Below are 14,941 nucleotides of genomic sequence, written 5' to 3'. Positions count from 1 at the left end.
CTCTTACTTGATCAGACCATCCAGCGGCGAAGAGGCGCTGGCATAGAGTTTTTTCGGCATGCGCCCGGCCAGATAGGCCAGACGGCCCGCCTCAATGGCGTATTTCATGGCTTGGGCCATGATGATTGGATGCTGGGCATTGGCGATGGCAGAGTTCATCAGCACCGCTTCGCAGCCCATTTCCATGGCGATAGTGGCGTCGGAGGCTGTGCCTACACCCGCATCCACCAGCACCGGAATTTTTGCTTCTTCAAGAATGATGCGCAGGTTGTAGGGGTTGCAGATCCCCAGCCCTGTACCAATCAAGCCGGCCAATGGCATCACGGCGATGCAACCCATAGCCTCCAGTTCGCGAGCGATGATCGGGTCATCACTGGTGTAGACCATGACGTCGAAGCCTTCCTTGACCAGCACTTCGGCCGCCTTGAGGGTCTCGATCACATTCGGGAACAGGGTTTTCTGGTCGGCCAGCACTTCCAGTTTGACCAGGTTGTGACCATCAAGCAGTTCACGGGCCAGACGGCAGGTGCGCACCGCTTCAACCGCGTCGTAGCAACCCGCGGTGTTCGGGAGGATGGTGTAGCGATCGGGTGGCAAAATATCCAGCAGGTTCGGTTCGCCAGGGTTCTGACCGATGTTGGTACGACGCACAGCGACAGTGACAATTTCAGCGCCTGAGGCTTCGATAGCCAAGCGGGTTTCTTCCATGTCACGGTACTTGCCGGTACCCACCAGCAGACGTGACTGGTAAGTACGGCCAGCCAATACAAATGGCTTGTCGCTGCGAACAGTGTTCATCGGGAATCCTCTTCAAATATGTGCGTTGTGGAACAGGTATGAAGCACAAGCCCGACGACTAACCGCCACCGATGGCATGCACCACTTCAACCTTGCTGCCTTCTTTGAGTACGGTCTCGGCATGCTGACTGCGCGGGACAATATCAAGATCAAGTTCGACTGCCACGCGGCGCCCGGTCAGGTCGAGACACGTCAGCAGACCCGCGACGGTTTCACCGTCCGGCAGTTCAAAGGGTTCACCGTTCAACTGAATGAGCATGCGCGACGCTGCCTTCGTTTTAAGGGGCCAGCATTCTAGCCCAGTCGGTCAGGCCGACCCAAGCCATTCATCTTGCGGGCTTAACCCAAGCGCCAGGCGGCAAGCCCCAGGCACAGCCAGCCGGCCAAAAAGGCGGCTCCACCGATGGGCGTAATAATCCCCAGCTTGCTAATGCCGGTCAGGGTCAGCACGTACAGGCTGCCGGAAAACAGCACGATACCCAATGCGAAAAAGGCTCCTGCCCATACCACCAGGCGACCCGGCAAATGAGTCAGTAACAGGGCAACACCAAACAAAGCCAAGGTGTGAACCAGTTGGTAAGTAACACCTGTATGAAAAATAGCCAAATACTGCTCAGTCAGGCGGTTTTTCAGACCATGAGCCGCGAACGCGCCAAGCGCTACACCGGTAAAGCCGAAGAACGCAGCCAGCATCAAAAAAACACGCAACATGGGTACCTCCTGTCTAGATCATCGAATGACGCAGGGTCTGTATAATGGCCCGCTCAACGGGTTCGGCCAAGCCATCTATGCTGCGTATTATCGTTCACCGCTTTCTTAAAGCCCTGCTCTGGTTCGCAGTGGGCAGCGTTGTGTGGGTGCTGATTCTGCGTTGGGTGCCGCCGCCTGGCACCGCGCTGATGGTCGAACGCAAGATTGAGTCCTGGCTTGATGGGCAGCCGATTGACCTGCAGCGCAGCTGGCGGCCATGGGATGAAATATCCAACGAATTGAAAGTTGCGGTCATTGCCGGGGAAGACCAGCATTTTGCCGAGCACTGGGGGTTTGATTTCAGTGCGATACGGGCGGCCTTTGTGCATAACGAAAAAGGTGGCACGCTGCGCGGGGCCAGCACCTTGAGCCAACAAGTGTCGAAGAACCTGTTTTTATGGTCGGGGCGCAGCTGGTTGCGCAAAGGGCTCGAAGCCTGGTTTACGGCACTGATTGAAATACTGTGGCCCAAGCAGCGGATTCTTGAGGTGTACCTCAACAGTGCTGAATGGGATAACGGGGTGTTTGGTGCAGAAGCGGCGGCGCAGCATCATTTCGGCGTGAGTGCGAAAAACCTGTCGCGCCAGCAGGCCAGTCAGCTGGCGGCTGTATTGCCTAATCCGCGTAACTGGAGCGCCAGCCATCCAAGCCCGTATGTCAGCCGACGAGCCAGCTGGATCCGCCAGCAAATTCGCCAATTGGGCGGGGACAGTTACCTCGATACGATCAATGACTCACGCAAGGCGCCTTGGGCGCAGTGACTGGGCAGGTCAAAAGCCCCTCACCCCAACCCTCTCCCAGGGGGAGAGGGGGCAGACCGAGGTGCCTGTGGCTTTAGCGCACTACCTGGAACCCCCATTATTTCCAGTAGCCCCAATCAGCTCCCCCTCCCTCTTGGAAAGGAGGCAGCCCGAGGTGCCTGTGGCTTTAGTGCACTACCTGGAACCCCCCATTATTTCCAGTAGCCCCAATCAGCTCCCCCTCCCTCTTGGAAAGGGGACAGACCGAGGTGTCTGTGGCTTTAGCGCACTGCCTGGAACCCCCATTATTTCCAGTATCCCCAATCAGTCCCCTCTCCCTCTTGGAAAGGGGACAGACCGAGGTGTCTGTGGCTTTAGCGCACTGCCTGGAACCCCCATTATTTCCAGTATCCCCAATCAGTCCCCTCTCCCTCTGGGAGAGGGCTAGGGTGAGGGGCACTTAATTCACCCAAAAAAAAACGCCCCGATCGGGGCGTTTTTTGGTCGGGCCGGTTTAGGCGGCAATCGACAGTTTAAGCTTGTTCATCGCGCTTTTTTCCAGCTGACGAATCCGTTCTGCGGATACGTTGTACTTCTGCGCCAAGTCATGCAGCGTGGCTTTGTCTTCAGCCAGCCAACGCTGATACAAAATGTCGCGACTGCGATCATCGAGCACTTCCAGCGCTTCATGCAGATTGCTGGTGGAGTTGTCAGTCCAGTCAGCATCTTCGAGCTGACGCGCCGGGTCATACCGGTGATCTTCCAGATAGTTGGCCGGCGACTGGAAAGCACTGTCGTCGTCAGCTTCAGCAGCCGGGTCGAACGCCATGTCATGACCGGTCAGGCGGCTTTCCATCTCTCGCACTTCGCGAGGTTCTACACCCAGGCTTTCAGCCACACGATGCACTTCATCGTTGTTCAGCCAAGCCAGACGTTTTTTCTGGCTGCGCAGATTGAAAAACAGTTTGCGCTGGGCTTTGGTGGTCGCGACTTTCACGATGCGCCAGTTGCGCAGGATGAATTCGTGAATCTCAGCCTTGATCCAGTGAACAGCAAACGAAACCAGACGCACGCCCATTTCAGGGTTAAAGCGTTTGACCGCCTTCATGAGGCCGACGTTGCCTTCCTGGATCAGGTCAGCCTGAGCCAAGCCATAGCCCGAATAACTACGGGCAATGTGTACAACAAAACGCAGGTGGGCGAGCACCATCTGCCGAGCCGCCCCAAGATCCTGCTCATAGTAGAGACTCTCGGCCAGTTCACGCTCCTGCTCAGGTGTCAGCAATGGAATGCTGTTCACCGTATTGACATAGGCCTCGAGGTTCGCACCGGGGACCAACGCATACGCAGGTTGCAAAGAAGTGGTCATACGAATAAACCTCCGTCTCACATAACTCGTGCAGTTCAGCACTGCGAAAGTTGACCGGAAACCTGAAAAAAAGTTCCCAAAAAAAGCTGAAAAAGTCAACAGGTGTAAAAGAAACTACTTGGGCGAAAGCTCACGTAAGTGACGCGCGACTGCAATCCATGCACCGATATACCCTAACAGCACCGCGCCAAGCAAGAGAGATAGACCATCGGCCACCGGCACTCCTGCCAAAGCAAAATTACTGCCATACAGCCCAGCCAAACCGACAACCGCGTCGTTAAGCCAGTTCAAGCCAAATGCTAAAACGCCCCAGGAAAGCACCCCAGCGCCAAGGCCGTACAGCGCACCCATATAAAGAAACGGCCTACGAACATAGCTATCAGTGCCACCGACCAGCTTGATCACTTCAATTTCAATACGACGATTCTCGATATGCAGACGAATCGTATTACCGATCACCAGCAGCAAGGCCGAGACCAGCAGCACCGTCAAACCAAACACAAAGCGATCACCCAATTTCAGAATGGCCGCAAGGCGCTCGACCCAGACTAGATCAAGTTGCGCCTGTTGCACCTTAGGCAACTCAGAAAGTCGTGTACGCAAGGCTTCAAGGGCGGCTTTATCGACCTCATCCGGGGTCACCAGAACCACACCCGGCAACGGGTTGTCGGGGAGCTCTTTCAGCGCTTCGCCCAGGCCGGACTGGGCCTGGAACTCTTCGAGGGCTTTGTCCCGGCTGATAAATTCAGCGTCAGCTACCCCAGCCATACCTTTTATCTGATTACTCAGTTGCTCGCCTTGGTCGTTGCTCGCATCCATCTGCAAATACAACGAAATCTGCGCCGCACGCTGCCAGGAACCTCCCAAGCGTTCCACGTTGTTGAGCAATAGCGACAACCCCATGGGCAAGCTCAGTGCAACAGCCATCACCAAACAGGTAAAAAAGCTGCCAATCGGCTGCTTGCCCAAGCGGCGCAGACTGTCCAGCAAACTGGCACGATGGGATTCAATCCAGGCACTGAACAGCATGCTGAAACCGGGACCATCATCCTCGTCATGCTTTTTCTTGGGTGGCTGCGGATCTGCGGCCTTTGGCGCCACGCGCTCGGAAACCTTGGGGCTGCGAGTCGCACTCATTGCGCAGCCTCCCCATCACCGATCAAACGCCCGCGCTGTAACGTCAGCATGCGATGACGCATGCGGGCGATCAGGGCCAAATCGTGACTGGCAATCAGCACGCTGGTGCCCAAACGGTTAATGTCTTCAAAAACGCCCATAATTTCTGCCGCCAAACGTGGGTCCAGGTTGCCGGTGGGTTCATCGGCCAGCAACAATGCTGGACGATGAACGATGGCCCGGGCAATCCCGACACGTTGTTGTTGGCCTGTGGACAAGTCGCCAGGGTACAGATCGGTTTTATCCGACAGCGCTACGCGCTCCAACGCGGAATCAACGCGTTTGGCGATTTCGGGCTTGGACAAGCCGAGAATCTGTAGCGGCAAGGCGACGTTATTGAATACCGTGCGATCAAACAGCAGTTGGTGGTTCTGAAACACCACGCCTATCTGACGACGCAGAAAAGGAATCTGTGCGTTGCTGATCTGGCCAAGATCCTGACCCGCCAACAGCAACTTACCGCTGGTCGGGCGTTCCATCGCCAACAACAGTCGCAGCAACGTACTTTTACCTGCGCCGGAGTGACCGGTCACAAACAGAAATTCACCGCGACGAACCCGGAAACTCAGTTCGTGCAGGCCCACATGTCCATTTGGATAGCGTTTACCGACCTGCTCGAAACGAATCATGGGCGCTCCCGCTCCGCAAACAGAGCCTGGACAAAGGGCTCGGACTCAAAGTCGCGTAGATCATCAATGCCTTCGCCGACACCGATGTAACGAATTGGAATATTGAACTGCTTGGCCAGCGCGAAGATCACCCCGCCTTTGGCCGTACCATCGAGCTTGGTCAGCGCCAGCCCCGTCAGCGCCACGGTCTGGTTGAATTGCTTGGTCTGGCTGATCGCGTTCTGGCCCGTACCGGCGTCAAGCACCAGCAACACCTCGTGCGGCGCGTCTTCATCCAGCTTACCCATGACCCGGCGAACTTTTTTCAGTTCTTCCATCAAGTTGTCTTTGGTATGCAGACGCCCGGCGGTGTCGGCGATCAACACGTCAATGCCGCGAGCTTTGGCGGCCTGCACTGCGTCAAAAATAACGGAGGCCGAGTCAGCACCTGTGTGCTGGGCAATGACCGGGATGTTGTTGCGCTCACCCCATACCTGCAATTGCTCAACGGCCGCAGCACGGAAGGTATCACCCGCCGCCAGCATGACTTTCTTGCCTTCGAGCTGAAGTTTCTTAGCCAGTTTGCCGATGGTGGTGGTTTTACCTGCACCATTGACGCCCACCACCAAAATGACGAACGGTTTGTTCTGCGATGCGATTTTCAGTGGCTGCTCGACCGGCTTGAGCATGGCGGCCAGTTCGTCCTGCAAGGACTTGTACAACGCATCCGCGTCGGTCAATTGCTTGCGGGCAACCTTTTGCGTCAGATTCTTGATGATGACCGATGTGGCCTCAACGCCTACGTCTGCCGTCAGCAGGCGGGTTTCAATCTCGTCCAGCAAGTCGTCATCAATGGTCTTTTTGCCCAGAAACAGGCTGGCCATACCCTCGCCAATGCTGGCGCTGGTTTTCGACAGGCCTTGTTTGAGGCGGGCAAAGAATCCGACTTTGGTTTCAGCAGCCACCTGAGGCACGGGGGCTGGCGACTCGACAACAGGCGCAACCACAACGGGCTCTGGCACCACCACAGGCTCGACTACAGCAACTGGAACAGGAACAGGAACTGGCTCTGGCTCTGGCTCTGGCTCTGGCTCTGGGGCGACAGGCTCAACGAATATCGGCGCCTCCTCAACCACAGGTTCAGGGATTGGCGGCACGATATGCGGCGCCTGCACGTCCTCAACCAGTGCAACAGGCTCTTCAGGCACTGGCAACGGCGGCCACGGCTGTTGCTCGATGGCAGGCGTTGTCACTTCAACCACTTCAGGCGTCGTCTCGACAACCACCTCAGTGGTTTCGATCAACGGCTCAGGCGTGATCTCGGGGGCAGGTACAGGCTGTTCGACGACGGTTTCCTGCGGCTTTCTGCGCAGCCATCCGAACAGGCCTTTTTTCTCACCAGCCGCAGCTGGGTTCTTCTTGTCGTCATTGGAACCAAACATGGAGGACGGCTATCTCATCGTAGCGACGCGCCACTGTGGCGCCCCGGCAAATAATAATGGGTGTGACAAAGACTATTTATTTGTCAGCTTGTTCGCACAAAACAAGTTCAGAGGGGAAAAAACACCTCTGAAATTTCGTTCTAACGCGGATATTCAGGGGGAAAATCGGCAAAAAACCGCAACTTCCCTGCATACCCCCCACAGTTCTGGACAAGCTCCTATACTGCCCGATCAAACATCGCCTGATCGTCAAAAGCTTGATAGGCGTGGCCGCCAGTAAAACGGATCAGTATCCTAGCACCTCCTCACCCGCCGACGCTAAGGCCAAGCGGACAGCCCAACAGGTTTAAAAACGAATGAATGCTCTAGCCCGCCGCGCTGCTGGCCTGTTGTTCAGCACAGTTTTAGTATCGCTTTCGGCCATCGCGGCCGAACCACAGCCGACCCATGAGTTTCGTCTGGACAACGGCCTTAAAGTCATCGTGCGCGAAGACCACCGCGCCCCTGTGGTGGTCTCTCAGGTCTGGTACAAAGTGGGCTCCAGTTATGAGACCCCGGGCAAGACCGGCCTGTCACACGCACTTGAGCACATGATGTTCAAAGGCAGCAACAAGGTCGGCCCCGGTGAGGCCTCGCTGATCCTGCGCGACCTCGGCGCTCAGGAAAACGCCTTCACCAGTGATGACTACACCGCTTACTACCAAGTACTGGCCCGCGACCGACTGGGCGTCGCCTTTGAACTCGAAGCCGACCGCATGGCCAGCCTTCGCTTGCCGCCAGAAGAGTTCAAACGCGAGATCGAAGTGATCAAAGAGGAGCGCCGCCTGCGCACCGACGATCAACCGATGAGCAAAGCCTTTGAGCTGTTTACCGCCATGGCCTTTCCGTCCAGCGGTTATCACACCCCGACCATCGGCTGGATGGTTGACCTGGAGCGCATGAGCGTCGGTGAACTGCGCGCCTGGTATGAAGAATGGTACGCACCGAACAACGCCACACTGGTAGTGGTAGGTGACGTGACGCCGGACGAAGTCAAATCCTTGGCTCAGCGCTACTTCGGCACTGTCCCCAAGCGTGACATCCCTATTGCTAAAATCCCCCTGGAGCTGGCCACCCCCGGCGAGCGCCTGCTCAAGATCCACGTACAGACTCAGCTGCCAAGCCTGATGCTGGGTTTCAACGTACCGAGCATTGCCACCGCCAAAGACCCGGTGAGCGCCAATGCCTTGCGCCTGATTTCGGCGCTACTGGACGGCGGCTACAGTGCCCGCATGCCGACCCAATTGGAGCGCGGCGAAGAACTGGTGTCCGGTGCATCTTCCAATTACAACGCATTCACCCGTGGCGACAGCCTGTTTATGCTTTCGGCAATGCCCAACAGCCAGAAAAAAGTCACCCTGGCCCAAGCTGAAGCCGGCTTGTGGCGCTTGATCGATGACCTCAAGAAAACCCCGCCTACGGCCGAAGAGCTGGAGCGTGTACGTGCCCAGGTCATTGCCGGGCTGGTCTACGAGCGAGACTCGATTAACAGCCAGGCCACTTCGATTGGCCAACTCGAAAGCGTCGGTCTGTCATGGAAGCTCATGGACACCGAACTGCAAGACCTGCAAAAGGTGACGCCAGCCGATATCCAGCAAGCGGCCCGCACTTACTTCACTCGCGAGCGCCTCAGCGTTGCGCATGTACTGCCTGAGGAGAAAACCCATGAGTGAGCGTAAAGGTCCACGCTACGCCCTGCTCGGCCTGAGCGCCGCCATTCTGGTCGGGGTGCTTGGTTATTACTTCGCCAACCCCGGTGAGTCGGTTGCCAGCCAAGCCCTCGATCAAGCCAAAACCGAGCACAAGCTCGAATCTCTGGCTGAACTGGACGGCAAGGCTCCTAGCCATCGCGCCCTGAATGTTCAAACCTGGAAAACCGCCGAAGGCTCTAAAGTGCTGTTCGTTGAAGCGCGGCAACTACCGATGTTCGACGTGCGCCTGACGTTTGCAGCCGGCAGCAGCCAGGACGACAACACGCCCGGTCTGGCTTTGCTGACCAACGCCATGCTCAATGAAGGCGTAGCAGGTAAAGACGTCGGCGCTATCGCTCAAGGTTTTGAAGGCTTGGGCGCCGACTTCAGTAATGGTGCCTACCGCGACATGGCCGTTGCTTCACTGCGCAGCCTGAGCGATGTGGATAAACGCACCCCCGCACTGAACCTGTTTGCTGAAGTGGTTGGCAAGCCCACCTTCCCGGCCGATTCTCTGGCACGGATTAAAAACCAGTTGCTCGCCAGCTTTGAGTACCAAAAGCAGAACCCCGGAAAACTGGCCAGCAACGAGTTGTTCAAGCGTTTATACGGCAACCACCCGTATGCGCACTCCAGTGATGGCAATGCCGAAAGCATCACCTCAATCACCATCGACCAGCTCAAGGCTTTTCATAACAAGGCCTACACCGCCAGTAATGCCGTGATTGCCATCGTGGGTGATTTGTCTCGCGAAGAGGCCGAGGCCATCGCAGCTCAAGTATCTGCCGCACTGCCCAAAGGCCCTGCTGCTGCCAAAACAGCAGAACCGACAGAGCCCAAAGCGGGCCAGACCCATATTGAATTCCCGTCCAAGCAAACCCACTTGCTGCTCTCGCAGTTGGGCATCGACCGTGATGACCCCGACTATGCGGCCCTGTCATTGGGTAACAGCATCCTGGGTGGCGGTGGTTTCGGCACCCGCTTGATGACTGAGGTGCGTGAAAAACGCGGCCTGACCTATGGCGTGTATTCCAGCTTCAACCCCATGCAAGCGCGCGGCCCGTTCATGATCAATCTGCAAACACGTGCCGAATTGAGTGAAGGCACGCTCAAGCTGGTGCAAGACATTCTGTCTGACTACCTGAAAGAAGGTCCGACGCAAAAAGAACTCGACGATGCCAAGCGTGAACTGGCTGGCAGCTTCCCGCTGTCCACCGCCAGCAACGCAGCCATCGTCGGCCAACTGGGCGCAATGGGCTTCTACGATTTGCCTTTGGACTATCTCGAAACCTTCATGAAGCAGTCTCAGGACCTGACGAAAGAGCAGGTCAAGGACGCCATGAACAAGCACCTGAGCGCCGACAAAATGGTCGTAGTGACCGCCGGCCCGACTGTGCCGCAAAAACCACTGCCACCTCCTACCGATAAACCTTCAGAGCAACCTCTTGGGGTTCCGGAGCATTAATGGCAAAGCCAAAAAACACATCGCACTCAGGTGCAGGCCAGTTACGCATCATCGGCGGGGAATGGCGCAGCCGCAAGCTCGACTTCCCCCATGTAGAAGGCCTGCGCCCAACGCCGGACCGTGTACGTGAAACCCTGTTCAACTGGCTGGCCCCCACTATCATTGGCGCCAAGGTTCTGGACGTGTTTGCGGGCAGCGGCGCACTGTTTTTCGAAGCACTGTCACGCGGTGCTGCCAAAGGCGTTGCGCTCGACAGCAGCCGCGATGCGATTTCCAACATTCGCGAAAACATGGGCCTGCTGCGTTGCACCGTAGGCGAGGTTCAGCAAACTGATGCGCTGCGCTTTCTGGACGCAACTCCGAGCGACACATTTGATGTCGTATTCCTTGACCCTCCATTCAACAAGGAACTGCTGAAGCCGGCGTGCGACTTGCTGGAACAACGCGGATGGTTGACGGACAACGCCTGGATTTACACTGAAAGCGAACGCCGTCCGTCTGAGCTGGGCCTGCCTGCCAACTGGCGCCTGCACCGTGAGCAAAAAGCCGGAGGCGTAAACTACGCCCTGTGGCTGCGCGAAGCGCCGCAGTCGCCGATCGCCGAGTAACACCGAAACAACGTGGGAGCTGACCTGAGCAGCTCCCACGCCCTTGTCCATATCCCCTATATATCTACCGCCCCCCGCCTCAAGCGCTGACGCATCCTGCCTGTTCACTATAAACGGACGTGTTTAAACACTTCCTCGAACAACGGAATGTGAAAAATGACGCTATCTACTCCAAATGTGACCTGCGAGTTCACCCTCGATAACGGCTTGAAAGTCATTGTGCGTGAAGACCACCGCACGCCTGCGATCTGCGCAACGCTCTTCCATAAAGCGGGCACCCGTAACGAACAACCGAATCAGCGCGGTGTGGCGTATATCACCGGGGGCGCCGCTTTCAAGGATAAACAACGCCTGCAAAACATCGGGGCGCTAGCCAATGGCTGGCTCGACTACGATGTCAGCACCTACAGCCTCGAAGCGCCTCGCGTCGCCATTCAGCATGTGCTGGAACTGCTGGCGGCCAGAATGCAACCGCCTGTTCTGTCAGAAGATCGCCTGAAGGTCGGTATTCAGAAAACAAAAGAAATGGAGCTGGCTGATCCTTATTTCAGCTCTGACTTATGGATCACGCCCGAATTTGAATCCCTCATTTTCCCCCACGCAGGCCCGGCGTTTAAATTCGGCGATGTCGACGATCTTGAGCAGCTCACGGTGAGCGATGTGTTGCTCTGGCATGAACAGCACTACGCTCCCAACAACTCTGTATTGGTGATTGTGGGCGATACCTCGCTTGAAGAAATCCAACCGCTGGTCCAGCGAGTCTTTGCCAAATCCCCACGCATCGCCCCTCTCACACCAACGAATCCGATACCTGCCCCAGTTTACGAAGGTGAGCGCAAAATCACTCAGTATCTCGATACTCCGTTTCCACGCTTGCAAATGGCGATCAACACACCGAGCCTGGCAACCGCCTCTGAGCCACTCGATATTCCTGCCCTGCAAATCATCAGCGCATTGCTGACCTCGGGCCCAGAGGCCTGGATTCCTCGCCTGCTTATGGAAGACAGTGAAGCACTGAGCAGCGTGGTTTCACGCTTGCCAGCCTATCGCCTTGAAGACGACCTCCTGTTGATTGCCCTGACCACCAGCGAGCACAACGCGGTGCCCCTGCCGCAAATTCAGGAAAACATACAGGCCCTGCTTGAAACGCTGAAAACAACTCAGCTCGATGATCAGACGCTGGAATATGGTCGCGCCCAAGCGCTAGCTCATCTCGAAAGCCTGGACACTCTCGAAATGCAAGGCTCAATCATTGGCAACCTCGAGGTCATCGGCCAACCCTGGCAACTGATTGACACCCAAGCCCAGGCGTTACACAGCGTGACCTCCAAGGATATTCAACGTGTAGCCAATGCCTGGTTTACACCTGAACGCATGAGTGTGGCGCACATATTTGCGCGTAAGGCTTGATCCTGTGCGGCCGTGGTGTACTCGCAGCGGTGGTACAACGTTGGTGCCCGCGATAAACCCCCGGCCAGGCAGGGCTCTCTAATGCAAGCTAAAACGTACATACCACTGGGCAACGCTTGGCCAACACACTAAATTTGGGCGTCGACCACTCTTGTGGCAACTTATTACACAACACCGAATTCGCCGTCCCGATGAGACCCTAAGTGCCCCTATCAGCAACCCCTACATCGCCGCTTGAACCCTTTGCGCCAGCATTTGGCCTCGGAAATCCCCATGTACAAACACTTTGGGGCCCCCTGTGGCGCACCAAACCGACCGTTGAGCATCAACGTGAACGGCTGTGGCTCGAAGATGGCGACTTTCTCGACCTGGACTGGTTAGGCACGCCCACAGCCTATGCGCCAGTGGTACTGGTGCTGCATGGACTCACCGGCTCTTCGGGGTCGCACTATGTAGTGGGCCTGCAAACAGCTCTTGCCAAGCGTGGCTGGACCAGCGCGGCCCTGAACTGGCGCGGCTGCTCCGGCGAACCTAACTTGCTGACCCGAAGCTATCACTCGGGCGCCAGCGAAGATCTGGCTGAAGTCGTGGGGCAATTACGGGCCCGGTATCCGCTGGCACCGCTGTATGCCGTCGGCTATTCATTGGGCGGTAATGTATTGCTCAAATACCTCGGTGAAAGTGGCAGTGACAGCGGCCTGCACGGCGCTGTCGCGGTTTCCGTACCGTTTCGTCTTGATCAGTGTGCCGACCGCATCGGACTGGGGTTTTCCAAGGTCTACCAGGCGCATTTCATGCGCGAGATGCTGGACTACCTGAGAAAAAAACAACGCCAGTTCCACCACGACGCCAAACATGAAGATCTGGCGACCTTGAGCCGCCTGGGAACGCCGCAATCACTCGGCAAGATGCGCACTTTCTGGGAGTTCGATGACCGTGTGACAGCCCCACTTAACGGCTACATCAATGTGGCTGACTACTATCGGCGAGCTTCGAGTCGTTATTATCTGAAGTCGATTGAAACGCCGACCCTGATCATCCATGCCGAAGACGATCCGTTTGTGTTCAAACACAGCATCCCTGACGCTGATGAGCTGTCAGCCTCCAGCTGCCTGGAGCTGCATGCCCAGGGTGGGCATGTGGGCTTTGTTGAAGGCAGCCCACGTAAACCGGTTTACTACCTTGAAAGACGTATTCCGCAATGGCTGGCCGCGCTACAGGCATAGCGCCGCCACACCACAATCACCCCATAAGCGTTCTTAAGCTCCGGTAGCAATCTCTCGCTGCGGGTCGTTGATCCACTCGCTCCACGAGCCGGCATAGAGCTTACCTACCGGATACCCCGCCAACGCCAATGCAAACAGGTTATGGCACGCGGTGACGCCCGAGCCACAGTAGGCCACCAACTCCTCTGGCGAACGCTCACCCAGTTGCTCGGCAAAACGCTGTTTAAGTTGCTCGGCAGGCAAGAAGCACCCGTTGCTGTCGAGATTTTCGCTGAAGGCTGCGCATTGCGCGCCCGGAATATGCCCGGCAACCGGATCGATAGGCTCAACGTCACCACGAAAACGCGCCTCAGCCCGCGCATCAATCAAGGTCAGCCCAGCACTGCCCAGGCGCTCCAGTAATTGCTCGGCACTGATCAACAAACGGTCATCCGGTTTGCCATTGAAGGAGCCACGTGGCCGTGACACGGCGTCAATACTCAAGGGAAAACCAGCGGCATGCCAAGCCTTGAGCCCGCCATCCAGAATAAATACACCGTCGCGCTTGCCCAGCCACATCAATAACCACCACGCCCGAGCAGCAAAAGCGCCGGGGCCGTCATCATAGAGCACCACATCGCTGTCTTCGTTGATGCCCCACGAGCGCAATTGCTCAAGCAAGGTCTGAGCGTCAGGCAGCGGGTGACGGCCTGTGACACCTTTGCTCACAGGACCACTGAAATCACGTTCCAGGTCCGCGTACTGAGCACCTTCAATATGCCCTTCGGCATAGCTGCAACGCCCATAGTCCGGGTCTTCAAGCGCAAAACGGCAATCAAGGATAATCAGGCCGGGCTGCTCCTGACGATCCTTCAGGGCTTGGGGGCTGATCAATTGCGCAATGGGCATGGTGAACTCCTGTGGTGGGTGAAAGGCTGTTAATGATCGTCCAGCGTGTGATTAAGCGGGACGTAAAATTCCTTGATGAGCTCATCGACTTCAGCACGGGCGTGTTCGGTGGTAAATCCTGAAGTCAGCTCGAGCACTTGATACACCCCGCGCTTGAGCGCCTGCTCACTGAGCGAGTCGCTGTTTTCGCGGGTCGCACACAGAAAACCGATCCAGGAGGTGAGAATGATCCAGGCATTGAGGGTCAAGGACTCGACTTGCTGCGAGCTCATTCGCAGGATGCCGGCCTCAACAAAATTATTGTAAATAGCCTGCGCTTGAGCCAGGCACGCCAATGAAAAGCGGCGGTAACTGGCCGCCAACTCAATGTCACTGCGCAGCAAATGCTCAATGTCCCGGTAAATGAAGCGATAGCGCCACATGGCATCCAGCAGTTGCTGCAAATAATCGCGCTTGTCGGAAACGACGACTCTGCGCCCTTTCGGCGGATGTAGAAAGCCCAGCACCAACGCTTCAAATTCAGCGAACAGCACCGAGATAATCGCCTGTTTATTGGGGAAGTGGTAATACAGGTTGCCCGGAGAGATCTCCATATGGGCCGCAATGTGATTGGTGCTCACACTGCGCTCACCCAACTGGTTAAACAGCTCCAGACTGGTCTCGACAATACGCTGGCTGGTTTTGATTCGGGAGGTCATGAGCCGGATCTCAATGAATTACGAAAGGCATCT

Annotated in this window: 15 protein-coding genes; 6 read left to right on the top strand and 9 right to left on the bottom strand. The window is 56.6% G+C overall.

The window, feature by feature from the left end; translation table 11 throughout:
* Positions 1-3: 3 nt before the first annotated feature.
* From EQV93_RS05495 to EQV93_RS05485, 3 genes are all read right to left on the bottom strand, one after another.
* Positions 4-798: a thiazole synthase gene (locus tag EQV93_RS05495; protein ID WP_122785503.1), complete on the bottom strand. Its 795-nt coding sequence runs from the start codon at positions 796-798 to the stop codon at positions 4-6.
* Positions 799-856: 58 nt separating this feature from the next.
* Positions 857-1,057 (bottom strand): sulfur carrier protein ThiS, encoded by a 201-nt coding sequence (thiS, locus tag EQV93_RS05490; RefSeq protein WP_122785504.1) that lies wholly within the window; start codon positions 1,055-1,057, stop codon positions 857-859.
* An 80-nt stretch (positions 1,058-1,137) separates the two neighbouring features.
* A complete protein-coding gene (locus EQV93_RS05485; RefSeq protein ID WP_122785505.1) occupies positions 1,138-1,509 on the bottom strand; it encodes a DUF423 domain-containing protein in 372 nt (123 codons plus the stop codon).
* A 77-nt stretch (positions 1,510-1,586) separates the two neighbouring features.
* Here EQV93_RS05485 and mtgA point away from each other — a divergent pair, with 77 nt between their 5' ends.
* Positions 1,587-2,309: a monofunctional biosynthetic peptidoglycan transglycosylase gene (gene mtgA, locus EQV93_RS05480; RefSeq protein ID WP_208727519.1), complete on the top strand. Its 723-nt coding sequence runs from the start codon at positions 1,587-1,589 to the stop codon at positions 2,307-2,309.
* Positions 2,310-2,802: 493 nt separating this feature from the next.
* Here the strand turns inward: mtgA and rpoH are convergent, their stop codons facing one another.
* The 4 genes from rpoH to ftsY form a co-directional block, all read right to left on the bottom strand.
* The gene (rpoH, locus tag EQV93_RS05475; RefSeq protein WP_016782598.1) at positions 2,803-3,657 is read right to left on the bottom strand and encodes an RNA polymerase sigma factor RpoH; all 855 of its coding nucleotides are present in this window, start codon (positions 3,655-3,657) and stop codon (positions 2,803-2,805) included.
* A gap of 114 nt (positions 3,658-3,771) precedes the next feature.
* Positions 3,772-4,794: a permease-like cell division protein FtsX gene (ftsX, locus tag EQV93_RS05470; protein ID WP_122785507.1), complete on the bottom strand. Its 1,023-nt coding sequence runs from the start codon at positions 4,792-4,794 to the stop codon at positions 3,772-3,774.
* Positions 4,791-5,462 (bottom strand): cell division ATP-binding protein FtsE, encoded by a 672-nt coding sequence (ftsE, locus tag EQV93_RS05465; protein WP_122785508.1) that lies wholly within the window; start codon positions 5,460-5,462, stop codon positions 4,791-4,793. Before ftsE ends, ftsX begins: the two co-directional genes overlap by 4 nt.
* Complete coding sequence (ftsY, locus tag EQV93_RS05460) at positions 5,459-6,883, bottom strand: signal recognition particle-docking protein FtsY (RefSeq protein ID WP_240891044.1); 1,425 nt, start codon at positions 6,881-6,883, stop codon at positions 5,459-5,461. Before ftsY ends, ftsE begins: the two co-directional genes overlap by 4 nt.
* A gap of 356 nt (positions 6,884-7,239) precedes the next feature.
* Between ftsY and EQV93_RS05455 the strand changes: the two genes are divergently transcribed.
* From EQV93_RS05455 to EQV93_RS05435, 5 genes are all read left to right on the top strand, one after another.
* Positions 7,240-8,595 carry a M16 family metallopeptidase gene (locus EQV93_RS05455; RefSeq protein ID WP_122785510.1) on the top strand — a complete coding sequence of 452 codons (1,356 nt, stop codon included), beginning with the start codon at positions 7,240-7,242 and terminating at the stop codon, positions 8,593-8,595.
* Positions 8,588-10,078, top strand: coding sequence for a M16 family metallopeptidase (locus EQV93_RS05450; RefSeq protein ID WP_122785511.1), 1,491 nt, complete (start codon positions 8,588-8,590; stop codon positions 10,076-10,078). The genes EQV93_RS05455 and EQV93_RS05450 overlap by 8 nt, the downstream gene beginning before the upstream one ends.
* The gene (gene rsmD, locus EQV93_RS05445) at positions 10,078-10,686 is read left to right on the top strand and encodes a 16S rRNA (guanine(966)-N(2))-methyltransferase RsmD (protein WP_122785512.1); all 609 of its coding nucleotides are present in this window, start codon (positions 10,078-10,080) and stop codon (positions 10,684-10,686) included. The genes EQV93_RS05450 and rsmD overlap by 1 nt, the downstream gene beginning before the upstream one ends.
* A gap of 156 nt (positions 10,687-10,842) precedes the next feature.
* Positions 10,843-12,096 (top strand): M16 family metallopeptidase, encoded by a 1,254-nt coding sequence (locus EQV93_RS05440; protein WP_240891042.1) that lies wholly within the window; start codon positions 10,843-10,845, stop codon positions 12,094-12,096.
* 203 nt (positions 12,097-12,299) lie between these two features.
* Positions 12,300-13,322 (top strand): hydrolase, encoded by a 1,023-nt coding sequence (locus tag EQV93_RS05435; protein WP_240891041.1) that lies wholly within the window; start codon positions 12,300-12,302, stop codon positions 13,320-13,322.
* Positions 13,323-13,355: 33 nt separating this feature from the next.
* Here EQV93_RS05435 and EQV93_RS05430 read toward each other — a convergent pair whose 3' ends face one another.
* Complete coding sequence (locus EQV93_RS05430) at positions 13,356-14,210, bottom strand: sulfurtransferase (protein ID WP_122785515.1); 855 nt, start codon at positions 14,208-14,210, stop codon at positions 13,356-13,358.
* A 29-nt stretch (positions 14,211-14,239) separates the two neighbouring features.
* A complete protein-coding gene (locus EQV93_RS05425) occupies positions 14,240-14,908 on the bottom strand; it encodes a TetR/AcrR family transcriptional regulator (RefSeq protein ID WP_122785516.1) in 669 nt (222 codons plus the stop codon).
* Positions 14,909-14,941: the final 33 nt, after the last annotated feature.

Origin of the sequence: Pseudomonas sp. TMW22091 (assembly GCF_022496705.1) — a bacterium.
GTDB lineage: Bacteria > Pseudomonadota > Gammaproteobacteria > Pseudomonadales > Pseudomonadaceae > Aquipseudomonas > Aquipseudomonas saxonica.
Note: the sequence above shows the minus strand (reverse complement) of the source record. Positions and strands in the feature narration are given on the sequence as shown.